This is a genomic window from Frateuria sp. sgz306004, assembly GCF_057750885.1.
On sequence record NZ_JBYLFE010000004.1, the window covers coordinates 258,940 to 285,037 of the forward strand.

Consider the following 26,098-nt stretch of genomic DNA (forward strand, 5'->3'; position numbering starts at 1 on the left):
TCTTTGGAGGGCGCAGCGATGGCCGGATGGTTTGTCTTGATTGCAGTGCTGGGGGCGGGATGGCTCGCGCTCTCTGGGGATTGATCTTTGCGCTTGTGGTTGGCGCGTTCGCGCTAAGCCCGCGCGCTGCGTTGGCTACGAGCAATCCTTCGTATGACGCCGCTATGGCGGGTTGCCTGGATTACAAGGCCAACTGGGCTCGAAACAACAACACGTTGTCTTGGCTGGCAGGGAAGTGCCATGTCGTTGGCAACAAAGTTTGGCTTGAGTCTTGCGCAGCGCCTACCAACGGCGCCCACCCGCCCGGCTATTGCTATGACGCGTACTACTGGTCTTTCTCCGGTGATCCACCCTACGGCGATATTTGCAAGGCGCGTCCGCCTCTGAAGAAATCCTTTGACGGCTCAAACACAGAGGTCGTGAACGCTGGCTGCAAGTACAAGTTGCAAGCGGATGACGATAAGGCGGTCAAGGTCTGTGTGCCTTGGCAGGGCAAGCAGGTGTGCACGGGAAATGCAACCTGGACGCCGACCGGCGAGTACACGGAACCCCCGGGAGACAATGCCGACCCGGTTCCTCCGCCACCTAAGGTGTGCGGCGGCGGCTCGTGCTACGACCCTGGGTCGAACAAGTATTGCGCTACGGGTGACGCAGGGCAGGTGTGCGTTTCCGGGCCGTCTGGAAGTTCGGGAACGTCCCCGAGCTGTGCAACCGCAGGTAGTACCACGCTGTGTGCGGGCTCGCCCCCACCGACTCCACCAAACCCGCCCGTTTCAGACCCGCCCACGCAGATTGCGGGTTCCGACAATTTCAGCTCGCAGGCCGGCAAAGGGCCGGTCTCGAACACCACGGTTAATAACTACAACGGCGCTGGCTCTGGCGCGAACAATGGTGCCAGCCCGGGCGATCAGGGCGCGCCCTCAGGCACCGATGGGGGCAGTGGTGACGGCGACAAGAAAGGTGATGGCACGTCCGCTTCCGGTGGCGGCGATTGCAATACCCCGCCGATCGTTGAAGGTAGTCCCGCTCTCGGAATGATCGCGCGGCAGACCTGGCTATTGCGGTGCGCAGACGGCGGACAGGGCGCTGACGATAGCGACAAGAGCGTGCCTGGTCTTGACGGTATCGGCGAGAAGCCCGGTGAAGGCTTCACCAAAGAGGTCAGCGTCCTGGACAAGCTGGACATGAGCGGCTTTGGTGGTGGCGGCGCCACATGCCCGCGACTCCCCGATATCAACATTGAGTGGTTGCAGCTCAGCAAGTCGATGCAGCTCGACGCATGGTGCGACGTGCTGCGCGCAGCGGGCTATTTCATCTTGCTGCTAGCGATGTTCTTCTCGCTGCGCATTCTTTCGGAGAAATAGGCATGTTTGAAGGGCTGAAAGGTTGGCTTTGGACGCATTTGAAGATGCTGATAGGCATCTTCATCAGCACTATGCTCATGAAATCCGGCGGCATCATTGGCCGGATTTTTGGCACGCTTGGCCTCGCGTTCATCACGTACAAATACGTGATGCCGGAGGTCAAGGCGCTGCTGATGAGCTACGCCGGCAACCTGAGCCCTGAGGTGTGGAACCTTGTGACCTACGTGCAGTTCGACAAAGCCATGGTGATGGTGCTCTCTGCCGGCGCTACCAAGCTGGCATCCAACTTGATGGTCGGCAAGGTGGGCGTGTAATGGCGATCACACTCATCACCGGGCAACCTGGTCACGGCAAAACGCTGCTTGCCATCAGCAAGGGCCTGGAGTTCGTCAAGGCCGGCCGCGACGTGTACGTGGACGGCATTAAGGGCCTGGACTATGAGGCCACGGGCTTTAAGCCGTTCCCTCACAAGTTCACTGAGTACGATCCAGCCGATAAGGACGATCAGGGCCGCCAGATGCCTAAGTGGCAATTGCTGCCGCACGGCTCGGTGATGATCTTGGATGAGTGCTACGACTACATGCCTTCGCGCGCCTCGGGCGCCAAGGTGCCGCCGCACATTGATGCGCTAGCGCGGCATCGCCATCACGGCTACGACATTATTCTTCTCTGCCAAAAGCATGATCAGATCGACAGTTTCGTTAAGGGCCTGATTGACCCGCACATTCACGTGCGACGCAAGTTCGGCTTCAACGTGGCGGTGCTGAAAACGTGGGACCGCTTTGAGTCCAATTGTGCCAAGGGATCTGACTACATTAGTGGCCCGACATGGCGCTATCCGAAAGAGGTTTACAAGCTCTACACCAGCGCGACGCAGCACACGGTCAAGAAAAAGTTGCCCTGGTTCTTCTACGCGCCGCTTGTGCTGTTGCCGTTGATTGGCGCCCTCGGTTGGTGGGTGAAGCATTCGTTCAGTGGCATGGCGTCGAAAGACGTGCCGGCCAGTGATTCCGCGTCATCGGGTGGTGGCTCGCGCCGCTCATCCGAAGACGCGGACGATGATTTGCGGCGCCGTGACTATGAAAAGTGGATCGCGCCACGCGTACCGGGACACCCATGGACCGCAGCGGCGTATGACCACCTTCAGGTGCAGGGCGTGCCGGACCTGTTCTGCATTGCGGTGGATGATGGTCGTTGCACGTGCCATACGGAGCAGGGCACGAAATACGAGATTGAGGCCGGCGTGTGCCGAGCCATTGCGCGCGATGGGGTCTACAACCCGTTTCGCCGGCCGTTAGAACACGTGCACCCAGAGGGCCGCGATAAGGCCAGAGAGCCCGAGAGGCCAGCCGAAGCGCCGCAGGTGCCGGCGATAGCGCAAGTCGGCTCAGCCGAGGGCTACTGGCCCAAGCCAAGCATTCCGCAAAGCTACAGTCCGCCTGAGCATCAAATCGCCATTGGAGGGAACCCGTAATGCCCATCGTTGCGTTGTTGGCTGATCTTGGTTTAGTGACGGAGGGTGTGGCCGCGATCATCGGTGCTATCGCGGGCGCCCGCGCGCTCATACATGCCTTCAATTACATTCGTTCCGTGATCTCGGCCAGGCGGGCCTGATTGCCCTGGGGTGTAGGGGTGCAACCCCTACGGATACGCTTTTCAGCGGACATTCCCGGCGAAACCCTTGTGCCGCAAGGCTTGCGAAGGTTCACCGATCGCGCAGCACCTTCCCGCCAAACCCGCTTTTAGGGTGTTGCTCGTGAGGGAATCCCAGCGGGTTCCCGCCTGTGACCTACCTGGACTTGACTGAGCAAACCGCAGGTTTGGGAAGGCGAGGCCAGTGCCTTTGGCTCGCTGAGTGCCGGTCTCGGCACTGCCTTTGAACTACCTGGACTTGACCGGAGAAAGCGCAGCTTTTGGAGGGCGAGGCCAGTGCCTTATGGCTCTGGCGGTGCTTTATGCGCGAGGCTTTCGGGTGTCCAGACTTGGCCGCCCGGGCCCTTGAGATAGCGACCACGGACACGCCAGCCGGCCCAGGGGCCGGTCAGGTCGTGTCGGTGGTAGAGCCGGTCTTGCAGCCACGTGGCAATTTCGCGCACCGTGATGGACCAGCCGAAAGGTGAGTTAAGGCGTTGATTCGCTGAGTCAAAGTGCCATTTAAACCGCATACCTAGCGTCCATGCGCAAGAAATTGCGCATCCACGCAAGTAGCGTGCCAAAACGGCGACGAAAGCGACGCCCATAATTTGACATAATATACATTATGCGAAATAATGGCACTTATGGCGAAACGAAGAGCCACTAGGTGTCGCAGTCCTCTTAATTCTGTCGTCTGTCCGCTAATCGTGTCATGTCCGCATATTCGGTCATCTTTTGACACCGGGCTATTTGCGGCCAGGTCCTACCGGCGACTTCTTTGGTGCGCGAGCGCGTGTGGATGTCTTTGCTTTCGGAGAAAGCGGACGCTTGGGTTTTGCCGTCGCCGCATAGGCTTCCGATAACGCCTTTTCCAATCCGGCGATCTGGCCAGCCTGCCGCGCAGTCTCTTGTTCAAGGTCACGCGACTGGGCGACGATTAAATTGAGCTGGCTCTGCATGGACGCTACAGCATCTCTATGAACCCGTTCTGCACCTTCGTGCCGTTGTTGCCACTGCTTGGCGTCCTGTCGAGCACGGTCGACTTCTAGGTGCGCACGTTCTTCGACAGCGCGAATGTACGCCTCCTGTCGCTCACGCTCTGTCCGCAAAGCGGCCTGGTTCTCGTCCAGCTGGGCCCGAAGCATCTGGAATTGTGCAGACTGAACATCGCACTGGTCTTGCAGGCGATCGCGCTGCTGCACCAGATCAGCGCGCAGCGCATGACTGTCCTGCAGTTGGCCGTCGAGAGTGGCGCAAGCGTGCTCGGCGAGATCCCGGGCGGCCTGTGCTTGCGCTGCGCTGGTTTCAGCTACTTGCAGCCGAGCCTCCCAGTTTTCACGCTCTTTCGCCAACTGGGCTTGGTCTGCCTCTAGCGAAGCCCGCGCGGTAGCGAAACGGCCCTTGATGACACCCTCAGCATGCTCAGTAGCTAGGCGCCACAGCTCAATCATCGCCTGCCCCACCGTGTCGGGCACGTCGGGCAGGGCGTTCAGCTGCCGCAATCGCTCCCCGAGCTGACTGCGCCACGCATCCAGCATGCGCGTAATGGTGTTAGGGGAACCGGTCCCGAGTTCAGCGCGTACTTTCTCCACGGTCGGATTTTCGCCGGCCCCCAGGATGGCGTCCGCGGCGCGATTGACCTGGTCTTGGGTGATGCCTCGTGCCATGAAATGGCTCTCCTCAATCGGCGCCCTACTCGCTTGGATTCGTGCTCGCGATAAGTGATGATTATCACCAGTACATGCCCTATTTCGTAATGTACATTACATATTATGAAGCATAAGCGCACCTCCACAGACCTCGCCGCACCCGCTTCCAGCCTGGTGCTACCGGAACAATTGGCCCAGCAGGCCGCCGACGCCGTGCGCGAGCTGCTGGCCGAAGCGGCCGCCGCCAATACGACCCGCAGTTACGCCGCTGCTCTGCGTTACTGGGCGGGCTGGCACCTGGCGCGGTTTGGCGTCGAGCTGACTTTGCCGGTGACCGAGGCCGTGGTGATCCAGTTCCTGGTCGACCACATCCAGCGCAAAAACAAAGCCGGATTGGTCAGCGAGCTGCCGCCGGCGGTTGACCAGGTGCTGGTGGGCGCCGGCCTCAAGGCAACCCTCGGGCCGCTCAAACTCTCGACGGTGACCCAGCGCGTGGCGGTGCTATCGACGGCGCACAAGCTCAAACGGCTGACCAATCCGTGCGAGCTGGCCAGCGTACGCACGCTTCTCAGCCGCGCTCGGCGGTCGGCGGTGAAACGCGGCGAGCGACCGACCAAGAAAACCGCGATCACGCGTCAGGAGCTCGAGGCCATGCTGGCCACCTGCGATGACTCGCTAGAAGGACTGCGCGATCGCGCCCTGCTCTGCTTTGGCTTCGCCAGTGGCGGGCGCCGGCGCAGTGAGATTGCGGCGGCCGACCTGCGCGACCTGCGCAAGACCGGTGACGACAGCTACATCTACCGATTGGAGTTTTCGAAGACGCAGCAGGCAGGCGTCAAGGTGGATTCGACGCCCGACAAACCGATCCTGGGGCGCAGCGCCCAGGCGTTGTCGGCCTGGCTCGAGGCGGCAGGGATTCGCGACGGCGCGATCTTTCGGCGCATCTGGAAGGATCGGGTTGGCCCTGCCCTATTGCCAGGCTCGGTGGCGACGATCGTCAAGCGACGAGCAGCCCTGGCGGGGCTTAAGGGGGATTTTGGGGCGCACAGTTTAAGGTCGGGCTTCGTCACCGAGGCCGGCAAGCAAGGGGTGCCACTGCCGGCGGTGATGGCGATGACCGAGCACCGATCGGTGGCCAGCGTCATTGGGTATTTTCAATCCGGGCAAGCGGAAGACAACCCCGCTGCCCGGCTACTGAAATAATCCCTTGCCGTTTGCGCATCGAACGCGAGCCTCTGGCTCATCGGCCTCCCGCGAAGAATCGCCGGACCCTGCCCGTCACCTGCAGTATCGCGCGACGTCCGCGTTCCCACCACGAGCGCCCCGCTCGGTCAGCTGAGACGTGTCGCACCACCTGCTGCCGCATCAGCGCTTCGGCCTGGCTAGGCGAAAACGCTTGAAGCCATTCAACCTCCCCATTGGTGATGAAGTAGTGTGAGTGGCACGCCGCGTCAGCGACGAGTATCGACGGGGTAATGGAGAGCACGGATCCCTCCACGGAAATGCGGTGGCCGTCAGGCACTAAGAGAGTAATGCGATGGCCGCAACCGCAAGCGCACAGGAACGCCGCCAACTCAAACTCCACGTTGTGGTAGACAACGCCCGGGCTCAGCTCCGTAGGGGTGCGCTCCACCGCCTCGTACACATATGTCATAGGTCACGTGCCTCGGACTCAGCTTCGAACGACGCGGTTTCGAATGTGTGCCACGCGGCCTCATCGGTCCGCTCGTAGAGACCGAAATGCTGCTTGAAGCGGACAACGGCGAGAGCGGCATTCAGCACGTTCAGTTCGATGATTTGTGCCTGTTTTCGGTACTCGGCATCCTTCGGGTTCAGTGTTGGCAGGTACGGAGTGTCGACGGTGCGATCGTAGGTGCCGCGGTCGACGCCGGTGATGCGAACCACGCCGTTGAGTGCGCCGCCAAAGGACCGGTTAAGGCCCATGCCGCAGTCGACGTATGGAATGCCCGCACTGCTCAGCCAGTCGATGAGGAAGCGCCGGGAGGGTCCGTCGTCGACTGAGACGAAGACGAAGTCCATGCCGCGAAGACGGTCGACATTCTCGGCGGTGACACGCTCGGGTACGGGTGTGATGCCGGCGTGCCAAGTATCGTAGTACTGGGCCAACGCCTCTACTTTCGACTTACCGATGGCGTTTCTGCCTATGACACCTGGGATCCGGAACAGCGTATGGACGTGGATCTTGTCATCGTCGAACAGCGTGATGGTATCCAGATGCGTTCGGACGATGGAGTCCAGTATGCACGAGCCAGTGCCACCGAGTCCGATGATGGCCACCTTCTTGCCGCGCAGGCGGTCGGCGATGTCGTTGATGCCGTAGTTCGCCGACGACGTGTCGGGGAATCTAAGGGGCGAGCCCTGTTCCGCAGCCCGTCGTTCGATGCCGCGCAGCGGAGTCGCGCCGGGATGCGCTGCCAAAGCAGGCCGAACGATGACATCGAGGTAAGTTCCGATCTTCTCCTGAAAAGACACATAGTTCCGCGGCTGGTGGTTGTCGTCGCGCAGCTTCAAAGAGAACGCCAGGTCGGTCATTACGTCGGGGACGATTTGGACGGCCGCAGCGGCAGGGCCAATGCCAAGTTCAGTACCCCCCGGGCCGTGCGGCCGACCGCCGCGCCACCAGACCTGGTGCGTTCCGCAGGGCTCGATGACGCATTCGGCACCGAGGTTGACGGGGCTAAATAGGTCGCCGTGCTGGAGGGCACCAGCTTGGTCCAGATACGGCAACCCGTAGAGCACGAAATAGCCCCCTACGAAATCGGCGTCGTAGCCGAGTTCGTGAAGGTCTTGGACGAACGGATTACGACTCGCCAGTTCCAGAAACACGGAATCGCATGCCATTTTTGATCTTGACCTCTTCTCCAGGTGCCAGCGTTCCACTCGGGTTCTCTGAGGGGCCGTGCGAATACTTGATGACGTACTGCTTCGAAGGCGGCTTGCCTTCGCCAAGGTATAGATCGACGACGCGGTCGTATGTGATGGTTTGCGTCTCGATCTCGTGGCTGTCCTCGTTGACGTAAATCTGTGTCTTTTTCTTTTCGGTGTTCATAGGCTTTACTCCTAAGGATGTCCGGGATGAACGTCGATAACTGTCTCGTGGTTCGAGACACCGCATTTACCTCTCGACCCCATGGAAGTAGATGCGGGGCCCAACGAAAACTCGGACATCCGAGGAGCAGGGTTGCACCCTCTCCGCCTCTCCGCCTCTCCGCCTCTCTGCCTGTCGCTCGGCGAGAAGCACCAACCTGAGCGGCCAGCGCCTGGCACATGGCCTACCTCAACGTGGTCGCCCAGCTCGATCCGCCTGCCACGGCCGTTATATCTACCAGCACTCCGTCGCCTCTCGCCGAACGTCACCACGCGGGGTCACCCCGTCGCCAACCCGCCTATCGTTTGCCCGGTGTTGGTCGTTATCCCTTAGGCTGTGCGTAGACGACGAGTTGCCAGCGGATGCGGCCCACGCCTGCGGCGTGCCGGTGGTGGTTCTGCGGCGGCAGGGAGTGACCCTTTGCGATGCCGATCTCGTCACCGCACGCCACGCAGCGGTAGATGCCGGCGTTTTGCGTCTTGGTGCCAGGTTCGTTTTGCTCGTCGAATGCGGCATGCTCGTTCTTGGCTAGATGTGTCGAATATTTGTACAGGGCCATGGTGGTTTCCTCGTGGTCGGGTAACCGAAAAAGGATGGGCCGCCGAAGCAGTGATGCTCTTCAGCCTTTCGGCGGGCGTGGGTCGTGGCCCCGACTGTCCTTCGACGAAGTGCGCCCATCACGCCCGTGGGCAACGAGTTCCGTGCCCTGGTTGAGGGCGATGCTGCGGGCCGCGACGGTTACCTCGACCCTGGTGTCGCACGCCCCGCAGCGCGCTTGGCCTCCTCGCCGCGACCGGCCTGTCCGCCGACGTGATGAGCCTGCTGATTGCGCTTCCTGTTCATTTAGTATCCTTTCCATCATGGCGCGGACAGCCGCCTTCCCGGAGGTGCGGCGTTCTTGGAAAACTCGGACATCGGCGGGCGATGTCCGAGTTTCTGCTTTCGTCCGCATTGGATGGTCAAGGAGGCGTCGATGTACTTGGCGGACCATGAATCGAAACGACTCGCCACGGCCGAGCAGATCCGCGCGGCCATCGAGGGCTTGACCGACGAGGACTTCGCCCGGTTGCGGCGGGCGGGCTCGGCGTTCCTATATGGGTCGGAATACACCGATCCGCTCGAACTCATGAATGAAGCAATCGCGCGGGCGATGCACGGTGCTGGCCAGGCTAAAGGGCGGCATTGGCCGCTCGATGTGCCTTTCGTCGCGTTCCTCATCATGACCATGTCCTCGATCGCTAACGCTTCGGCAGAGTCTTTGCCCCAGGCATTCACGGACTCATTGGCGGACTTCGTGCCGGAAGGCGTCGCTTATTCCGATTTCGCCGTTGAACCGCTGCGCTCAACGTCGGCCGAAGGGGAGTGCGTGAACGAAGAGGAGCGCGCTGCTGAGTCGGCAAGGTCTTCGAAGGTCTTCGCCGACATCGAGGCTTTTTTTGCGGATGATGAGGAGGTGCTCATGCTGGTGCTCTGCTTGCGCGATGGGCAGCGTCCACGCGAGATTCAGGAGTCCGCGGGTATGACGATGACCCAATACAACACCGCCCGCCGGCGCCTGCGCCGCGGGCTCACAAAACTCGGTTTGGGCGGAAAGCGGCCATGAGCAAGCGCGACGACCGACACGACCTGATGAGGCTGCGTCTTCTTGCTGCTCAGGACGCCTTGTCGCTTTCTGCCGAGGAGTTGGCCCAGGAGGATAAGGAGGCGGGGGTAGACACTCAGGCAGAGGCCAAACGGTGGCAGGCGTCGATGCGTGCGACGGCGGCTCGTGTTCTGCGTGATGCGCGGCCCGTGCGTAACGCCGAATACGTCCCGCTCAGTACGCGCGTGCGCAAGCGACCTGATATCGACGCGCTTAAAGCGCTGGTTCGAGGAGTTTTTGCCGCGAGGCCAGAACTAGGCCTGGCCTACCGAGACGGCAAGCATCAATCAGACGAGGACTGGAAATCGCTCTACGACGACTTGGTGGATGCGGGTGCCATTGTTCCCGATGAGCATGAGGATTAATCCCACCGCCTTCTCTCCCGGGGAGGCGCTCCTTTGGCGCCATGGGGTTGTGGAGCCCGAGCACATTGACCTCGACGCAATTGCGGCGGCAGAAGGAGTGGCCGTGCGCTATCGACCGCTGAGCGGGTGCGAAGCCCGCCTAGTGGTAGTGGACGATCGAGGCATCATCAGCGTAAAGCAGGACGCTGCCAACATCGGTCGGCAGCGGTTTTCGTTGGCCCACGAGCTTGCCCACTGGATGCGCGATCGCCACTCAGGCGGGGTGCTCTGTTCGAGCGATGACATCAGTCCGTCGGATTTGGGGGCTCGCTCCAAGGAAACGGAAGCCAACGCCTATGCGAGCCAGCTCGTTCTTCCGGACTACCTCGTCGCACCCAGGGCCATTGAATTGGCGCCGACGTTGGATGCCGCTCAATCGCTCGCCAAGACGTTCAAGTCCAGTATGACGGCTGCGGCCATCAAGCTCGTTCGGCACGTGGCGGGCCCGGCATGGGTAGTGTGCCACCGACCCAATCGACCGGGCTGGTTCATCCGCGGACGTGCTGCGCCGCCCGACTTGTTCGTTATAACGGCCGAACTTCACCACGATAGCCCTGCTTTTACCTTGCTTTACGGGAGCCAGGGCGGACGCACACCAATTCATCTGGAGCCCGCAAGCCGTTGGTTGTCAGGCGCCGTCACGAGGGGCAAAGACGTTCAGTGTCAATCGATGAAGCTGCCCGAAGGATCCGTCCTGACAATATTGAGCCTGAAATAGAGCTGACTCCCTTCCGTTCCGGCTTTAGAGCTCTACCCGCTACAACACGGGCCAATCGTCACCTCACGCGTGGCGACAACCAGACCTCAGGGGCCCTTTTGCACGTCCGCCACGGCGGCTTCAAAAAGCTCAATAAGTTTGTCGGCATCAACGCCCGGCTGCGGCAGGAAAACGTGAGAAACACCAGCCGCAGTGGGTAGGAGCACGCCGTTCGCTTCACTGCCTTGCCGCTCAAAAACGTAGTTGGAGAGTCGCCACACGACTTCGAGGACGCCGATCGACTCGCCCATCAGCTCGACATCGAGGGTGCCGGCGAAGTGGAACCGGGGAACAGCCAAGCCATCTTGTGGATCTCCTTCAAACACGCAGCCCCACGTTCGGGGTTTGGTCCTTATGGCCGAGCCGCCCAGAAGCTCGCGCATGCGTTCAAGCCTCTCGACCTCGTGCCGTGGGATCAACCCGTCCCGCCACGTCGCGCTCGTCCTTATGCGTCGTGCCACCTCGACGAGCACAGGAATGGGGCCAAGTGCCACGATGCAGTTCTTCGCAAAGGTGACAACCTCGGCATTCGTTCCAAGTGGCGAAGCCGCGACCAGCTCTCCAAACTCCCTATTGGCTATGCCCAGTGGCGCCCCGTTAGCCAAACCGTTGAGCATGGCCATGACGCGATCCCACCAGGGCAGCTTAGCCAATGGTTTCCCGGTCCAGGCCGCCGTGGCCATACGAAAGGTACCTTGGATCTTGCGTTCCTCAGCATCCGCTCGGATGGTCACTCGCACCGGGAGAGATTCGTCGTGGAGTCGAACTTCGAAACCTCGCGCTCCTCGAAACAAGACGGCTTGCCCCTCTTCACCAACCCGAAACTCGCCAGCTTGGTCGTACCAACCAACGGCCACGACAAGCTCAGTGGGCACGGCGCTCAAATCTATCCGCGCATCGGTGGGCCCATGGTCAATGGCAGGCGAGCCAGTCACAACAAAGTCCTTGAATTCCGCGGTCACTGGGACGCCGAAGCTCCACAGCTCCTCGAGTTCTTGCCGACTACTTTCCGCCGGCTCGCCGACAAAAGTGAGAACGACCTCTTCCTCAGGACTCTTTTGCGTCAGGGTGCGAGTGATGCCGCCGCTGTCGGCTGTGAGTCGAACATTCAGTCGGGGATCGAGCGCCTGGAGTCGCGCTTCTTCGGCGGCAAGAGCCAAAGGTGCGGGCGTCAGTTGTACGCGCCGCTGGAACAACAGGCGGCGCAACTCACCAAGCCAGCTTTCTCGAGAGGCAGCTGTCAGGCGTCCCTCGGTCGAGACTCTGACGGTCACGGCCCTGGCCGACGGCTTGAGGGTGGCCAAATTGTGCCAACGGATCTCGCCCGTGGTCACGTCGACCGCGAGCAAAATGACCGGATGCGTTGCTTCAAGGTACCTGTGGACGGCGCGGGCTTCGATCCTGACTTTCCAGTCTCGGTCCGACGTAGTATCGAAGCGGGTGGAACCCTTCACCTGTACGAACAATCGCTCCCAACCACCCGGCTCCCGCGGCACCTCGATGGAAAAATCCTCTCCGTCATCCCAGGCTTCTCGGCGGGGCTGCAGCCCCAACTCGAGCAGGAGCCCCTCGGCCATGTTCTCACCGCGCCGACCGGTCAGCTGGTTACGGCTTCCCTGTGCTTTCGTTTCCTTCGCCATGCACCAGTTCCTTTCCCGAAGCTCCCCACACGAACCCGCCAAAGTGCCCACCCATCACGGCGGCATATGAGCACTTCGACAAATGCACCCAGTCAGAGCACTGAAATTGGCTTGCGCTTGCTTAGGTAGGGCCTGATGCGTTCGATCACATTGGGCTCAATCTTGACCCCCTGGAGCTCCTTCCGATAGTTGTCCGGCAGGTCTCTGTGCAGCGACAGCGTACCGTTCTGTTTGATCGTGAAGTAGCCTGCGTCGTACAGGCGATGGAGGTCCGCCCGGAGAAGGATGTCGTTGTGGGCTTCATCGGGACCGTCGTCCTCGACAGCTTGGACATGCGCCGCGTCAAGGACCGCGCGAAGCGTTTCGCCGGTGATCGCGCACCGCTGCCCCATCTCCAGCAGATCCTGCTTGAACCGGGCCTGCGCAGTCCGCGCTTCGACCACTTGTGCCTTCTTGTCCGACGGGCCCTCCACGCGAAGCTCGACCTTCTTCGTCTTGCCGTCCAAACTCCCTCACCTGGCAGTCCAACCCACTCAGCGGATGGGCAGGTGAGGTTGCGAGGAATTGTGAGGGTGGCTGTACCCCAGGGCACCTTCAGACTTTGCAAGTCAGGATGGTCCTTCTCCAGGTATTCCAGCGCGACGATGTGATTGCCGTTCGAATCTGCGCGATATTTTAACCGCGGCTGGTAGGTCACAGCCCCTACCCCTTCCCCTGGCCAGACCTCGTGCGAAGTGATCTTCTCCGGAGGCTTGGCTGCAATTGCAGCCAGGTCGAGGCGCATCCGCTCCACCGCGTATTTCCAGCGGATCCGAACGAAGACTACGGGCAGTTTCTTGGGCATGGTCAGCATTTGATACGGGCGAATGGTTTAGGTAGACAGCCGCGATGTGGCGACGTCGAGCATAACAATCAGCACAGGGGGTTTGTGAGTTGCTTGGGTGCCCTCGATAACACGGCAAAAAGCTCTGTGCTGCCCCCGGGGCGAGGGCATCAACGCTATCCATCTGGCAAGCTTGCCCCTGCCCCCTATATCCTTTCTGCAAAGAGAGTGCATTTGAGGATGCCGCCGTGAAGGAGCCGGTCAAGATCGCTGGACGCGAGGTCAAACCTCATAAGGCAACTACATCGCCGCAATTGGGCACACGGACAGTACTGACTAACAGTCACTGGGAATATGTGTCGCTTTGGCTCAAACGGCAGGGCAAGGGCGAGGCCCTGTTCTTCTGGCAGCAGGCGCAAACGTTTGCGTCGGCCGCGAGCGGCCTCCCCGTGGAATCGGCCCCTCTGCTCCTCTACTACTCCTTCATGAATGCCACCAAGGCTCTCTTGGTCGCTAAAGGGGTCGTATTCGGAGAGCATCACGGAGTTCGCGCCCACAATATGCGCGGTGCAACGTCCAAGATTACCCTCTCGAACGAAGGCGTCCGGATTTTGAATCACGGTGTGGCACCTGCATTATCTAGCTATCTTGGTGAGCCCGAAACAGCAACCGTTCACAGCCTCGAGCAGCTACTCTTCAACCTGCCGTGCGTCCATCGGACGTTTTGCCTGACCTACACCCGCCAGGAAGACATGTTTCTTCCGCTTACTGATTGCCGTCTGACTTTCGACGACGCCACGGGCCAGGCGTACCTTACAGCTCGGCTTTCTGAAGACTTTGCCAGCACGAAATATTTGCGCCGTTTGCCAGCCCAACTGGTACGCGATCTCGCGGTCATTGACGATAGGGCGATACGATCGCGCGCGTCGTTCAACCTGACATCTCCGACCCTTGATCGGCAACCCGCCTCCATTGCGCAAGCCTCTGCTTTCCTCAGCTCGCTACGCTTGGATCTCCAGTATCTCGCGGGCTCTCAAACACTGTGGTACGCAAAGGCTGTCGTCCCCGGACCGGCACGCTTGGCCCGCTCTCCACTTACCTGCACGCTTCTTGCGATGCACAGATTGAGCGAAATTTGCAGGTATCGCCCGATGCAGTTGGCGGCGTTTCTTGCCGGTCAAAAAAACTGGCTACTCACTGAGTTCATACGCATGTCCCCCATCCAGTTCATCGACGAGATCGCGGCTGAGCTGACAGGTCAGCAATTCATGATGCCAAACGTTCGACCAGCGACCTAATACACCCCATGAAAATCTATCTCGCTTGTGCTCTCACGCATGTGCCTCGTGATGCGTTCGACGATTACGTGCATCTCCTTCACGGGATCGCCGAACATCTCACGCGAGAGTTGGGGGCTGAGGTCAAGTACGCATTACGCAATAGTGACCCCCAGCTCGCGGAGAAACCGTTCAATGAACGGGCGCGGCTGTGTTACCTGTGGGACAAGGAGATGGTCGAATGGGCGGATGTCGTCGTCGCAGAATCCAGTTTTCCTTCGACAGGCTTGGGGATAGAACTTCAGATCGCGGCGTCGAACGCGATCCCTATCGTGATCCTTTTTCAGACTAGCGGAGCACACCGGGCGACTCCAGTTGTCTACGAAAATCCGGATCACACCAGCCACCAACTGCAAGTGGGAGATGGCTATGTCTCGCTTATGGCTCTTGGACTGCCATCTGTCGCCAAGGTAATTCCCTACGACTCTCCGACGACGGCTCGGGACGCAATATGTGCAGCACTGCGCTCAAAACCTTCTATTGAAAACGCCTATTCGTAACTGATCGCGGTCATGCCCCAACACCGCTCCGGGTCGAAAGCTGCCTTTTCCTACCCCCGATAACACGGGCTAATCACAAACCCAAACATTGAAGCCACGGTCGCAGGTGGTCGTGACGCACCCAGCCGGCGCAGCGCCCGCTGGTCCGGCGCCACCAGCATCGGCCATCCGAATGTGTTCGACTGGCGCACGCACTCCAGCGTGCTCAGTGCTTTGAGTGGCAGCGACAGGCCTTAGAAGTAAAAATCATGCAGAGGTGGGCCTGTCGCCTCAGCGGCAGGCCCACGGGCTCACCACGGATGCCGGTTCTGATGGCTGTGGCCGTCATGAAAGAAGCCGCCCGTTGGCCCCATGACATTGAAAGCTGCGAGTTCAACGATCACCTTCGCGGCTGCCTCCACTGTTCGATAGCCTTTGTGGTCATTGAGGTCGGTGGCGGTGTATCCGGGATTCACCGCGTTCACTTTCATGCCTTCGGGCAACAACTCTTTCGCTAGCTTCGCGGTAAGCATGTTCAGCGCACTCTTGGTCGCCGAATATCCACCATAGCCGGCGTTCCATATGGGGCTGGCCATGTCCAGGGTGTCGGAAATGGATCCCAGCGTGCTGCTTACCATCACGATACGCGCAGCTTTCGAACGCCGCAGCAGTGGCAAAAATGCTTGTGTGACGCGCATCGGTCCAAGCGTATTCACCTCGAACATCGCGCGCATGTCATCTACGGTTTCTTGTGTAACACGCACAGGAACGCCGCCAAGACTGATGCCTGCGTTGTTGATCAGCACGTCCAGCTTGCCGGCTTGCTCCTGAAATTTCTCTTTGGCTTCGGCCACACTTTGCGTGTCGGCGACATCCAGAACCAATAGATGCGCGTCAAGCCCTCTGCTGCGCAGTTCGGATACCGCCGAGTCGCCACGTGCCGCATCCCGGCACCCCAGCCAGACGGTGTAGCCCTGCTCGCCGAGCTGGCGAGCGGCCGCTAGGCCAATACCTTTGTTTGCGCCCGTGATGAGCGCGACTTCTTTAGAAGACATGAAAGCCTCGTTGAGTGGAAGGGCCGAGCAACTATCGATTGACGCTGCTCATGCCGCATCCGTCATGACTCCGAAGGCTTGCCTAATCCTGCCAATCCGGCTAGTTTGCAAACCCAAACATCGAGGTTGCCGTGCTTACCAGACTGACCGAGACCGCCTGTCGCCACCTCAATTCGTCAGGAAAACCCACGATCGTACCCGGCTTGACGATCAGGTCTGCGCGCGAGCCGGGCGCCTGTGCTCCGGGCCTCTTTGAAGCCTCGTTATATCTCTTGCTTCAAGGCGAAAAGCGCCTGACGTTCGCCGGACTCGACTACATCTTCCGGCCCGGGATGTGCGCGGCTGCCCTGGTAGGGTTGCCGTTCTCGCACGAGGTTGTCGAGGCCTCCGCGGACGCACCCTATATTGGCCTCGTACTGAGGCTCGATGCCGGGGTCATCGCGAGCCTGCTAATCGACATGCCTGATCCCCCCGCTAGGTCGCCCGCCAAAACCATTACGGTGATGCAATCAGAAGAGCGCACGCTGGACCCCCTAGCTCGCCTGCTTTCCCTGCTCGACACACCCTCCGACATTGCAGTACTCGCTCCGCAATTTGAGCGCGAGTTTTGCTACCGGCTCCTGCAGGGCCCCATGGGGACTCAGCTTCGCCAAATGGGAGGCCATGGCGCGCGGCTTGGGCAAATCAGGAAAGCGGCCGAGTGGATCGCCGATCACGCCGACCAACCCATGCGCATTGATCGCCTGGCCGAATCTGTCAGCATGAGCGTCACTTCGTTCCATCGCCACTTCAAAGCCATCACCGGCTATGCCCCACTGGCGTATCAGCGCTACATCCGACTGCTTGATGCGCGCCGGCTACTCGCATCGGGATCCAGCAATGTGACGTCGACCGCATTCGCCACCGGGTATGCGAGCGCTTCGCAGTTCAGTCGCGAATATAGGAAGTGCTTTGGCGTCGCTCCGAGCAACGATCTAACATTGCTGCGACCATCGGCCTGATGCCGAAATTTTGCCCCTCTCTTCAAGCCAGCTCTGCCCTGACGGACCATCGTCAACAACTGTCTGGACTGCCAGCCAGGGTCTGGCCATCCGGACGGCTGTGACAAGGCTGTGATGGCAGCGGCGCTGAAGCGAACGTCCCCTACCAGGGGCCGTGCTAAAGCCGAAATACCACACCGGATCACAAGCGATGGCTATCGCCATAACTTGAAAGGCCATAACTATTGGCGAATTCTTTAGCATGCCCGGAGCCATCTAATGGCAAAGGCTAGGATGCTGGCTGTTTGCTCCGCGATCGGCAGCTGAAACAGGTTTGCGGCTGCTCGTTCTCCAATGGCCAGCGACCACTGACTCCCGCCTGGGAACTTTGCAATCCTGTCCCGACAGCCATGCAGCCTCAAGCTTTTCTCCGAATCAGCGCTTGAGCCAGCTCCGCGAAGCAGGCCAAAGCCCGTCTGACAAAAATAGTGAAGAGGGAGTCCGCGAAGGAGGCCTCGTCAGTGCTGCGTGCCCTCCGACGCAAACTTGTTGATATCTCGATTCTTCAAAGCGTGGGGATAGGGAGGCCCAGATTGCACTAGAGTCAACATGCATCGACCCACGGCCTCGGTCGTCGTAAAGACGCGCGGCATCATTTTTGCCGCAAGTGTCAGCGCTGGTGCAGTCAGCATGTACAACTGCCGTCGGACGGGGTGGGGTGAGCGTTCGCCATGCGTCGGTCGAATTACACCAGGCCTCAGGCATGTGTGCGCAACCCCGATCTTTTTCAGCCCCTCTTCCGCTTGGCCCTTCACACGGAGGGGCATCCACCGGCTAGCTGAGCTTGCACCGGCACCGGAGATATAGATCAAGTAGCCCTCGGGATTGGCACTAACGAAAGCCGCCGACACCCGCTCCAGCATCCCAACGGTGGCCTCGCGGTACGCAGCTTCCGAGAGCAACAGCGGCAGTGCTCCCGCGCAATAGAGACATGCATCGAAACCACCAAGCTCTATCGTGGCAAGGGTATCCGTCGAAAAGTCGGGGATCTGCAAGATCCGCACCCTGGGTGAGACCGCGGAATACGGGCGCCGTACCAACGCAGTGATTTGCCAGGAAGTGGTTTCTCGCAGCAGCACTTCGAGCACGCCCTGTCCGACCAGTCCTGTTGCCCCCACCAGCAATATTTTCGATTCCATCCCTCGCTCCTTAGATGAACTGGCTAACACATGGCGATCTTCATCTCCGCGACAGTCGCTTCCAGATCGCGCGGGCTCGTTGAGAACGGGGCTGACGCTTGGCGGGATATTTCCAGGCGTGGTTGCGTACGTGGCTGCGCAGATTGGTCATGCACTATTTCGACGAGATTTCGCTGCGGCCGCCGTCAACGCCGATGACCTGTCCAGTGATCCAGGATGCGCGTGATGAGAGCAGGAAAGCCGCGAGATGCGCGGCATCCTCTGGTTGACCCAGTCGTCCCAGGGGATGCATCGCCGTAATGACATCGCGCATCTTCTGGTTAGATATTAAGTTGCTCGCCAAAGGCGTTTGCGTCAACGACAGCGCGATCGCGTTGACGCGAATGGCAGGGGCGAGTTCAGCGGCGAGCGACCGGGTCAAGCCATCCAACGCTGCCTTGGCCATGCCAATTGAGCTGTGCAAAGAGAGGCCAAGCGACGCGGCGACGGATGAAAACAATACAACTGATGCACCAGTAGTTCCAGCACGCAGCGCGGGCAGTGCTGCTTGAATTGCCAGTGCGGCGCCTAATGCGTTAAGACGATAGTCGCGTTGCAGATCAGTAGCGGTTATTCGTGCCAATGGTTTGAGGTTGATGCTGCCGACAGCGTATACCAAGCCGTCAAGTGTCGATGGCGCATTCTCCGTCACGCGTGAAAACGAATCGTCCTGGAGCACGTCCACTGCGGTCCACGTGGCGCTCAGTTCGTTGCCCAGCGCCCTGAGGCGGTCGGCGTCTCTGGCCACTAAGTGAAGGCGATAGCCTTCACCCGCGAGTGTTCGTGCCAGGCACGAACCGATCCCGCCGGAAGCCCCATAGATGAGTATGGATGACGTCATGGACTGCTCCACTGAGCGATTGCTACGTGATACGTAGATCGCTCTCATACGGATGCATGCAAGCCCGAAAAAGACGCGCAGGAGCCGGCGAGCCAGATCTGACCTGTTCCTGTAAGCGGGGAGGCCCACCCCTTGCGTTCACCGGCGATGGCCACCCCACGGCCGCCTGCACCATGGCGCGCTGGGAATGTTTCAGAGTCGAGCACCATGTTCCGCAAGTAGCTTCGAAAGCAGCCGATTTGGGAATCGTCGCGCTTGCACGATCGCAAAGAAGCGTTCGGTTACGTCGGGAAGCCGGCAATACTCGACCAAGGCGCCGCTCTCCAATTCGTCGCGCACCACGATGGGTGGCACCAAGGTGACGCCCTCACGCTCACGGGCAAATAGGCGGAGCATGGCCATGTCGTCCACTTCCGCCATGATGATGGGCCTGATCCCCGCCCGCTCCAGCAAACGATCGAATGCCACTCGGATATCGCTATCCAGGCTGGGCAGCAGTACGGGCTCACTACTCAAGTCTTGTGGAAACCGAAAGCGATGCTTTTTTCCCTTTCGTGGACGTCCGACTAGGCTCACGGGCTGTTCGTCGAGCAGGTAATTGCGTAGCGGTGAGTGGGCGTCGCGGGCGGCCGCGCTATTGGCGAGAATCACGTCGATCTCATGCGCATCAATTTGGGACAGCAAGTCGCGCATTGTTCCGGATCGGACGATCAATTCCACGTCGGCGCGACCGACCAATGGCCGCAGAAATTCAAGTTGGAAGTTGCGCGACAGCGTCGTCAGCGCACCTACGCGCAAAACCTGTCGGCTGGCGATCGGTTGCCCCTTCAGCGTGCTGATGAGCTCGTCACCCGCCTTGAAAACGGTGTCGGCGTAGTCCAGTGCGATTCGTCCGGCCTCAGTCAATACCAATTTCTTGCCCGTGCGCTCGAATAGCCGATGGCCGACCTGCTGCTCGAGCTTTTGAATCTGCACGGACAGGGCCGATTGGGAAAGGTGCAGCCGCTCGGCGGCCCGAGTAAGGCTGCCTTCGTGGGCAACCGCCCAGAAATACTGCAGGTGGTTGTAGTTGAGTCGTTTGATAGGCCACCCTTCGCACGATGGTTCTATAAAAACGAACAATATCAGAGAAACAATGAATTTTTATAGTTTCGGACTTTGACCAACAATGCCGCTGTCGCCATAGCGCGTTGAATCGGGATTGACTTTGGCTATTGAACTGCTACCCCTGCTGGCCCCGCTAACGCTGACACTCAGCGCCACAGTCGGTTTCTTGAGCCCCGGCCGACGGCCTCGTGCAGCGCTCGCATGGGCTGAACCCGCCTCCATCGCGGTGCTGGCCCTCGCTTTGGCGGCGGCAGGCTTCGACGTTGCCCATGGCCCGCTCACGGGCGCTTTGCTCGGCATGGCAGGCGTAGGCTCGTCGGTTAGGCTCGACGCCGTCAGCTCGATCATGTTTCTGCTGGTCGCCTTCATCGGCTGGGTCGTTGTTCGATTTGCGAAGACCTACCTGGATGGCGAGGAACGTCAGGGCATGTTTCTTGGCTGGCTGAATTTGACCCTTGCGTCCGTGCTGCTGCTGGTGTTGGCTGGCAACCTGTTTCAGCTGGTTTTCGCCTGGTCGATGAGCAGTCTCTGTCTACACCGGCTACTTCTGTTTTATCCGGACCGAGTGGCGGCACGCCGAGCCGCGCACAAGAAGTTTGTCGCCGCGCGCATCAGTGATGTCGCGCTGGTCGCCGCAGCGGCCATGCTGGCTGTGGCCTACGGCACGACAGACACCACGACGATCCTTCACGCCGCGCGCGCAGGCCAAGGTGGCTGGTTGGCCATGGGCGCTGCCTACTTACTGGCTTTGGCGGCCATGCTGAAGTCGGCCCAGTTTCCGACCCACGGATGGCTGACAGAGGTCATGGAGGCGCCCACGCCGGTATCGGCAGTGCTGCACGCTGGCGTGATCAATGCGGGCGGCTTTCTGCTGGTCCGCCTGGCGGATGTTATGCAGTTGGCCCCGGGCGCACTCGATGCACTCGTACTCATCGGCGGCTTCACGGCGCTGTTCGGTGGCATGGTGATGTTGACACAGTCCGCCGTGAAGACGTCGCTGGCGTGGTCAACCGTGTCCCAGATGGGCTTCATGATGCTTGAATGCGGACTCGGGCTATACCCTCTTGCTCTGCTGCACATCGTTGCCCATTCGCTTTACAAGGCGCATTCGTTTCTGTCCTGCGGCGGGGCGGTGGACGTCATCGCGGCGAATCGACGACCGGGGCGCGTTGCCATCCCCGATGTAGCCGCGGTGGGCCGTGCGTTCGTGCTCGCCTTGCTTATTTACGCCGTCCTAGGCTTGGCACTGGAGCCGCATGGCAACTCTCCGCAGGCGGTGGCGCTGGGCGCCATTCTGATCTTCGGCGTGGCCTACTTGCTTGCTCAGGGACTGGCCGATGCCGCTCCCGCCGCCTTGACGCGACGCACAGCAACTTATGCACTGGTGACGTCGATCAGTTACTTCGCAGCGCAGGCACTGATGATCGCGTTGACGCGGGACGTTCTGCCCGCTCCAACGGCGCCAGGTATCTTTGGTTGGCTCTTGCTCACGCTCTCGGTGATCACCTTTGGCATCGTGGCCTTGGCCCAAGCCATGCTGCCCCTGTGGTCAGCGCACCCTGCCGTTGCCGGTCTGCGCGTTCACTTCGCCAACGGATTCTACGCCAACGTCTTTCTCGATCGATGGCTGAGCAGCTGGTCGAAAAAGCGAGAAGCCGGGGTCGCACATATGTCAGAGTCCCCTGCTCTGGCCGTGCAGCCCTTAGATCATGACGCGCTGAACCGAGCGGTCGATCGCGCGGCATGCGCCATTCCTCCGGCGTGGCCCTTGGCCTCCAGCGTGGCGGTCAATCCGTTTCTGGGACAGCTCGGCGAGGAGCTTGCCATGGTCAGCGCCCGGCTGGGACGCATCACCGGCACATCGGCAACCATGCCGCGGCGGTGGTATGCAGACCGCATACGTGTCGGCGCCATCAACGATGCGGACCTGTCCGCGGCGTTAGCGTCGGCCTTCCAGCCGCATGTAGCGCTCGATCTCGCCGCGTTCAAGGCGGAGGCTTTCCGCGACGACAGCGGCGTGCGCCCCATCGCCATGATCGCCGATCTCGCTGCGGCTGCGTCTGGCATCGACTGGCCAGGACTCATGGAAAACGGCCTCGGTGCCTGGGCCGCCGGCTACTTCGACGAAGGCCAGGCGCTTTGGGGCGCCCCGCGGTTGCAGAGCGCGTACGCCTCCTGGCGCGCATACGCCACACGAGACTGCACGCCCGAAATCATCGGGCTGCCGGGTTTTCCCCGCTTTGTGCAAAGCGCACCGGACGACGCACGAGAAACGGTGACATGGGCGACGCAACGGCTGGGCCTGGAAGCCGCCGCAATGGAGACCTACTTTCACCAGTTGCTGATGACATGGGGCGGCTGGGCGCAGTACGCGCGTTACAAGCAGTGGCAAGCGGCGCTGGCGGGCGAATCGGACCAGACGCTGGTCGATTTGCTGGCCATCCGCCTCGTCTGGGAAGCGGCACTGCTTGAACGCTTTCACCACCAAGTGCGTGACGGTTGGGCCAAGGCACGCGGCGAACACGCATCGCCGGTTGTCCCCACGTCCGCACAGATGGTCAATGCCATTTTGCAGGAGGCGTCAGAGCGCGCGGCGCAGCGCGAGGTCGCCCACGTACTCGCCGCCCCGGCATCCAAGGCGCCCGATCTACGGCCGGCACTGCAGGCGGTGTTCTGCATTGACGTTCGCTCCGAAGTGTTTCGCCGCGCGCTGGAGAGGACGTACGCCGGCGTTCGGACCTTGGGATTCGCAGGGTTTTTCGGCATGCCCTTGGCGCACCGCCGATTCGCTTCCGACACAACCGAACGACGACTGCCGGCATTGTTGAATCCGGTTTTCCAATCGCACGCCGGCGGCGCGGCGAACGCGGCGCAGGACGTCTCGGCGCGAATCAGGGCGCGTGGTCGTCGCGCCTGGGGACGCTTCAAGATCGCGGCGGTCTCGTCGTTCGCCTTTGTCGAAGCTACCGGCCTGCTCTATGTGGTCAAGCTTATCCGGCACGCGCTTGGACTCCGGGATGCGCCGCCATCGCACGACCCCCTGCCCCACTTCGATCCGCTGCCCGATCTCGCCGTAAGGATAAAGACCGCCCAGAACGTGCTTCGGGCCATGTCGCTTACCGGCAACTTCGCACGCCTCGTTCTGCTGGTCGGGCACGATGCAAACGTCGTGAACAATCCGCATGCGAGCGGATTGCGATGCGGAGCCTGCGGTGGCTACTCAGGCGAAGCTAATGCACGTTTGCTGGCGACCCTCTTGAATGACCCACCGGTGCGCGAAGGTCTCGCCGCGGCAGGTATCCACATACCGACCGACACGCTCTTTCTCGGCGCCGTGCACGATACGACGACCGACACGGTGACGGTATTTGACGAGGATCATCCCTCCGAGCTTCATCGAGAGGACTTGAATCACACGCAGAACTCGCTCGACGCGGCGAGCTATCTCGCTCGCGCCGAGCGCTCTTTGCGCCTCCCCGGATCACCGAGCGCCGCATCGATCGTGCGTCGTGGCTTGGATTGGGCACAGGTCCGGCCAGAGTGGGGATTGACTGGCTGCCAGGCTTTCATCGCCGCTCCCCGTCGGCGTACCGTCGGCAAGAATCTCCAAGGACGAGTCTTCCTTCACGACTATGACTGGAAGACGGATCGCGACGACGGCGTGCTTGAATTGATCATGACGGCGCCGGTGGTGGTCGCCAGCTGGATCAGCCTTCAGTATTACGGCTCGACCGTGGCACCGCGCGTTTTCGGCGCGGGCAACAAACTGCTGCACAACGTGACCGGCGGCATCGGCGTGATCGAAGGCAACGGCGGGGTACTGCGCTGCGGACTTCCATGGCAATCCGTGCACGACGGCGAACGCTTTGTGCATGAACCCCTGCGGCTTGCGGTGTACATCGAAGCGCCTCGCGAGGCCATATCCGCCATTCTTCGGCGCCACGACGACGTGCGCGCGTTGTTCGACCATCGGTGGCTGCATCTGTTCGCCCTGGATGATGAGGGAAAGGCGGCGTGGCGCTATGCCGGAAACCTCAACTGGGTATCGACCGATGCCAGCAGCGAGCCGGCAAGCGATTCCAGGAAGGAGCTTGATTACGAGCCGCACGATGTATCCGAGGCTCCCTTGCCATGACGTTCAGCCGATCGCACCTGGCCGCGCTGGAGTCGGAAGCCATCCACATCATTCGCGAGGTTACCGCCGAGGCAAGGAACCCGGTGATGCTTTTCTCGGCCGGCAAGGACTCAACGGTCATGGCTCATTTGGCGCTGAGGGCCTTCTACCCAGGCAAGCCTCCGTTTCCGCTCCTTCATATTGACTCTACTTGGGAGTTTCGATCACTGATCGCTTTTCGTGACGCCTTTGCAGCAGAGTATGACTTCCAGTTACTAGTGCATGCCAACGAGAGTGGACGCGCCGCGGGCATCAATCCCTTCGATCACGGCGATTACTACACGACGGCAATGCGCACGGGGCCGGTCAAGAAGGCGCTCGACGCCGGCGGCTATGACATCGTATTCGGCGGGGCACGTCGAGACGAAGAGAAATCCCGGGCCAAGGAACGAATGGTTTCTATCCGAAGTTCCGGTCACACCTGGGAGCCGCGCAAGCAGCGCCCGGAGTTGTGGCAAACCTACAACACTCGATTGAGTCCGGGGCAGTCCGCCCGCGTCTTCCCGCTGTCCAATTGGACGGAAATCGACGTCCTCGCATATGCCCTTGTAAATAAGATCAAGCTTGCACCCCTCTATTACGCCGCACAGCGGCCCGTAGTGGAGCGTGACGGCGTCTTGATCGTGGTCGACGATCCCCACCGAATGAACCTCCGTGAAGGCGAGACCCTCCAGTCCAGATCGGTGCGATTCCGAACCCTTGGCTGTTGGCCCGTCACGGGTGCGATCGCGTCCGGCGCAACCAGTCTCGAGCAGGTTTTTGAAGAAACGTTCCTCGCATCCACCTCGGAACGTCAAGGACGCATCAGTGATGCTGGAGACAGCGGTTCGCTGGAACAGCAAAAGCGCGAAGGCTATTTCTGAAGCCGGCCACGCCAGTATTGACACGCCATGACAAAAGATCCAGAGAATCGCACCTCATCCTCGACAGGTAGATATCGATGACTACCCATCCATTGAAAGAACACCATACCGGCAATCTGTCGCCGCCTGCCTACCTTGGCGCGCGTGTCGCCTTGTTGACACAGCATGGGAAGGAGCAAGTGATCGCGCCCGTACTCCACTCGGCTCAGGGCTGTATCGTCGAGCTTGTCTCGGGATACGACACGGATCTGATGGGGACATTCACCAGGGACATTCCCCGAGTGGGTACGCAGCTGGAGGCGGCGCGCAACAAAGCGCGCAAAGGTATGGACATGTCGGGCCTGTCGATTGGCTTGGCCAGTGAAGGCACCTTCGGGTGCGACCCGATGCTTGGCGTTCTGCCCTGGAACGCGGAGCTGGTGCTGTGGATCGATGCCGATAAGAACTACGAGGTCATCGGCTTCGCACAAGGTAGCGCCATGTTCGGACATCAGGTTGTTACCGAGTGGCCGCAAGTCGAGAAATTCGCTCGTCAATGGGGCTTCCCTGAACATCATATCGTGGCCCGCCCCGAGGGTGACGGTCATCGCCGCATACGCAAAGGCCTTTCCAGCTGGCAGGAGCTAGAAGGCGCCTTTGTATCCGCCAGGGCAGAAGCCTCTAACGCACAGGTCTTTCTGGAAACCGATGTACGTGCCTTCGCCAATCCAACGCGCATGGAGATAATCCGCCGCGCCACCGAGGATCTTGTTGCAAGACTGGCATCCACCTGCCCTGTCTGCGGCACACCGGGATTCTGGCCCAGCGAGCGGATCCCTGGCCTGCCCTGCGGCCTCTGTTCTGCCCCCACTTCTGTAGCAAGAGCCGACATATGGGAGTGCGTCGGGTGCCCGCACCGCCAAACGCTCGAACGCCTAGGGGAGGCAACGGCTGATCCTGCGCGATGCGATTTCTGCAATCCCTGACTGCCCCTCCTGAACGCGCAACACAGGAATTTCCGG

26 protein-coding genes are annotated in these 26,098 nt (G+C 60.6%); 14 read left to right on the forward strand and 12 right to left on the reverse strand.

Going from position 1 to position 26,098, the window contains the following annotated elements:
- Positions 1-59 precede the first annotated feature (59 nt).
- Genes AC3G2C_RS10200 through AC3G2C_RS10215 form a run of 4 tightly spaced genes read left to right on the forward strand, consistent with a single transcriptional unit; the run spans position 60 to position 2,978 of the window.
- Complete coding sequence (locus AC3G2C_RS10200; RefSeq protein WP_488384516.1) at positions 60-1,364, forward strand: hypothetical protein; 1,305 nt, start codon at positions 60-62, stop codon at positions 1,362-1,364.
- A 2-nt stretch (positions 1,365-1,366) separates the two neighbouring features.
- Complete coding sequence (locus AC3G2C_RS10205) at positions 1,367-1,678, forward strand: DUF2523 family protein (protein ID WP_488384517.1); 312 nt, start codon at positions 1,367-1,369, stop codon at positions 1,676-1,678.
- Positions 1,678-2,838, forward strand: a complete 1,161-nt coding sequence (locus tag AC3G2C_RS10210; protein ID WP_488384518.1) for a zonular occludens toxin family protein — start codon at positions 1,678-1,680, stop codon at positions 2,836-2,838. The genes AC3G2C_RS10205 and AC3G2C_RS10210 overlap by 1 nt, the downstream gene beginning before the upstream one ends.
- A complete protein-coding gene (locus AC3G2C_RS10215; protein WP_488384519.1) occupies positions 2,838-2,978 on the forward strand; it encodes a hypothetical protein in 141 nt (46 codons plus the stop codon). The genes AC3G2C_RS10210 and AC3G2C_RS10215 overlap by 1 nt, the downstream gene beginning before the upstream one ends.
- Before the next feature lie 767 nt (positions 2,979-3,745).
- Here AC3G2C_RS10215 and AC3G2C_RS10220 read toward each other — a convergent pair.
- The gene (locus AC3G2C_RS10220; RefSeq protein ID WP_488384521.1) at positions 3,746-4,666 is read right to left on the reverse strand and encodes a DNA-binding protein; all 921 of its coding nucleotides are present in this window, start codon (positions 4,664-4,666) and stop codon (positions 3,746-3,748) included.
- Between the two features lie 105 nt (positions 4,667-4,771).
- Between AC3G2C_RS10220 and AC3G2C_RS10225 the strand changes: the two genes are divergently transcribed.
- Entirely contained in the window at positions 4,772-5,851 is a 1,080-nt protein-coding gene (locus AC3G2C_RS10225) for a site-specific integrase (RefSeq protein WP_488384522.1), read from the forward strand.
- 37 nt (positions 5,852-5,888) lie between these two features.
- On the opposite strand, the gene AC3G2C_RS10230 is transcribed toward AC3G2C_RS10225, so the two are convergent.
- The 5 genes from AC3G2C_RS10230 to AC3G2C_RS10250 form a co-directional block, all read right to left on the reverse strand.
- Positions 5,889-6,302 carry a ubiquitination-like system serine protease family protein gene (locus AC3G2C_RS10230; protein ID WP_488384523.1) on the reverse strand — a complete coding sequence of 138 codons (414 nt, stop codon included), beginning with the start codon at positions 6,300-6,302 and terminating at the stop codon, positions 5,889-5,891.
- Entirely contained in the window at positions 6,299-7,495 is a 1,197-nt protein-coding gene (locus AC3G2C_RS10235; RefSeq protein ID WP_488384524.1) for a DUF6791 domain-containing protein, read from the reverse strand. Before AC3G2C_RS10235 ends, AC3G2C_RS10230 begins: the two co-directional genes overlap by 4 nt.
- On the reverse strand, positions 7,470-7,718 hold the full coding sequence (locus tag AC3G2C_RS10240; protein ID WP_488384525.1) for a multiubiquitin domain-containing protein: 249 nt from the start codon (positions 7,716-7,718) through the stop codon (positions 7,470-7,472). Before AC3G2C_RS10240 ends, AC3G2C_RS10235 begins: the two co-directional genes overlap by 26 nt.
- Before the next feature lie 361 nt (positions 7,719-8,079).
- Complete coding sequence (locus AC3G2C_RS10245) at positions 8,080-8,316, reverse strand: hypothetical protein (protein ID WP_488384526.1); 237 nt, start codon at positions 8,314-8,316, stop codon at positions 8,080-8,082.
- 60 nt (positions 8,317-8,376) lie between these two features.
- A complete protein-coding gene (locus tag AC3G2C_RS10250) occupies positions 8,377-8,748 on the reverse strand; it encodes a DUF2188 domain-containing protein (protein WP_488384527.1) in 372 nt (123 codons plus the stop codon).
- Between AC3G2C_RS10250 and AC3G2C_RS10255 the strand changes: the two genes are divergently transcribed.
- The 3 genes from AC3G2C_RS10255 to AC3G2C_RS10265 are packed head-to-tail and all read left to right on the forward strand — an operon-like array spanning position 8,731 to position 10,521.
- Positions 8,731-9,360: a hypothetical protein gene (locus AC3G2C_RS10255; protein WP_488384528.1), complete on the forward strand. Its 630-nt coding sequence runs from the start codon at positions 8,731-8,733 to the stop codon at positions 9,358-9,360. The two genes, AC3G2C_RS10250 and AC3G2C_RS10255, sit on opposite strands and share 18 nt — an antisense overlap.
- Complete coding sequence (locus AC3G2C_RS10260) at positions 9,357-9,764, forward strand: hypothetical protein (protein ID WP_488384529.1); 408 nt, start codon at positions 9,357-9,359, stop codon at positions 9,762-9,764. Before AC3G2C_RS10255 ends, AC3G2C_RS10260 begins: the two co-directional genes overlap by 4 nt.
- A complete protein-coding gene (locus AC3G2C_RS10265) occupies positions 9,754-10,521 on the forward strand; it encodes an ImmA/IrrE family metallo-endopeptidase (protein WP_488384725.1) in 768 nt (255 codons plus the stop codon). The genes AC3G2C_RS10260 and AC3G2C_RS10265 overlap by 11 nt, the downstream gene beginning before the upstream one ends.
- A gap of 86 nt (positions 10,522-10,607) precedes the next feature.
- On the opposite strand, the gene AC3G2C_RS10270 is transcribed toward AC3G2C_RS10265, so the two are convergent.
- The gene (locus tag AC3G2C_RS10270; RefSeq protein ID WP_488384530.1) at positions 10,608-12,200 is read right to left on the reverse strand and encodes a DUF4365 domain-containing protein; all 1,593 of its coding nucleotides are present in this window, start codon (positions 12,198-12,200) and stop codon (positions 10,608-10,610) included.
- 92 nt (positions 12,201-12,292) lie between these two features.
- The gene (locus AC3G2C_RS10275; protein WP_488384531.1) at positions 12,293-12,706 is read right to left on the reverse strand and encodes an HNH endonuclease; all 414 of its coding nucleotides are present in this window, start codon (positions 12,704-12,706) and stop codon (positions 12,293-12,295) included.
- Positions 12,707-13,271: 565 nt separating this feature from the next.
- Between AC3G2C_RS10275 and AC3G2C_RS10280 the strand changes: the two genes are divergently transcribed.
- Positions 13,272-14,321, forward strand: coding sequence for a YaaC family protein (locus AC3G2C_RS10280; protein ID WP_488384532.1), 1,050 nt, complete (start codon positions 13,272-13,274; stop codon positions 14,319-14,321).
- Positions 14,322-14,329: 8 nt separating this feature from the next.
- Positions 14,330-14,860: a hypothetical protein gene (locus AC3G2C_RS10285; protein ID WP_488384533.1), complete on the forward strand. Its 531-nt coding sequence runs from the start codon at positions 14,330-14,332 to the stop codon at positions 14,858-14,860.
- Between the two features lie 290 nt (positions 14,861-15,150).
- Here the strand turns inward: AC3G2C_RS10285 and AC3G2C_RS10290 are convergent, their stop codons facing one another.
- Positions 15,151-15,894, reverse strand: coding sequence for an SDR family oxidoreductase (locus AC3G2C_RS10290; protein ID WP_488384534.1), 744 nt, complete (start codon positions 15,892-15,894; stop codon positions 15,151-15,153).
- Positions 15,895-16,025: 131 nt separating this feature from the next.
- On the opposite strand from AC3G2C_RS10290, the gene AC3G2C_RS10295 reads away from it, so the two are divergent.
- Positions 16,026-16,895, forward strand: coding sequence for an AraC family transcriptional regulator (locus AC3G2C_RS10295; protein WP_488384535.1), 870 nt, complete (start codon positions 16,026-16,028; stop codon positions 16,893-16,895).
- 497 nt (positions 16,896-17,392) lie between these two features.
- Here the strand turns inward: AC3G2C_RS10295 and AC3G2C_RS10300 are convergent, their stop codons facing one another.
- The 3 genes from AC3G2C_RS10300 to AC3G2C_RS10310 all read right to left on the reverse strand — a co-directional run bounded on the left by AC3G2C_RS10300 (position 17,393) and on the right by AC3G2C_RS10310 (position 20,036).
- Complete coding sequence (locus AC3G2C_RS10300) at positions 17,393-18,073, reverse strand: NAD(P)H-binding protein (RefSeq protein ID WP_488384536.1); 681 nt, start codon at positions 18,071-18,073, stop codon at positions 17,393-17,395.
- A 154-nt stretch (positions 18,074-18,227) separates the two neighbouring features.
- Complete coding sequence (locus tag AC3G2C_RS10305) at positions 18,228-18,953, reverse strand: SDR family NAD(P)-dependent oxidoreductase (RefSeq protein ID WP_488384537.1); 726 nt, start codon at positions 18,951-18,953, stop codon at positions 18,228-18,230.
- A gap of 192 nt (positions 18,954-19,145) precedes the next feature.
- Positions 19,146-20,036, reverse strand: coding sequence for a LysR family transcriptional regulator (locus tag AC3G2C_RS10310; RefSeq protein WP_488384726.1), 891 nt, complete (start codon positions 20,034-20,036; stop codon positions 19,146-19,148).
- A gap of 124 nt (positions 20,037-20,160) precedes the next feature.
- Between AC3G2C_RS10310 and AC3G2C_RS10315 the strand changes: the two genes are divergently transcribed.
- From AC3G2C_RS10315 to AC3G2C_RS10325, 3 genes are all read left to right on the forward strand, one after another.
- Entirely contained in the window at positions 20,161-24,195 is a 4,035-nt protein-coding gene (locus AC3G2C_RS10315) for a putative inorganic carbon transporter subunit DabA (RefSeq protein WP_488384538.1), read from the forward strand.
- Positions 24,192-25,097 carry a sulfate adenylyltransferase subunit CysD gene (gene cysD / locus AC3G2C_RS10320; RefSeq protein WP_488384539.1) on the forward strand — a complete coding sequence of 302 codons (906 nt, stop codon included), beginning with the start codon at positions 24,192-24,194 and terminating at the stop codon, positions 25,095-25,097. Before AC3G2C_RS10315 ends, cysD begins: the two co-directional genes overlap by 4 nt.
- A 77-nt stretch (positions 25,098-25,174) precedes the next feature.
- Positions 25,175-26,062 (forward strand): DUF6671 family protein, encoded by an 888-nt coding sequence (locus AC3G2C_RS10325; protein WP_488384540.1) that lies wholly within the window; start codon positions 25,175-25,177, stop codon positions 26,060-26,062.
- The last annotated feature ends 36 nt before the right edge of the window (positions 26,063-26,098 follow it).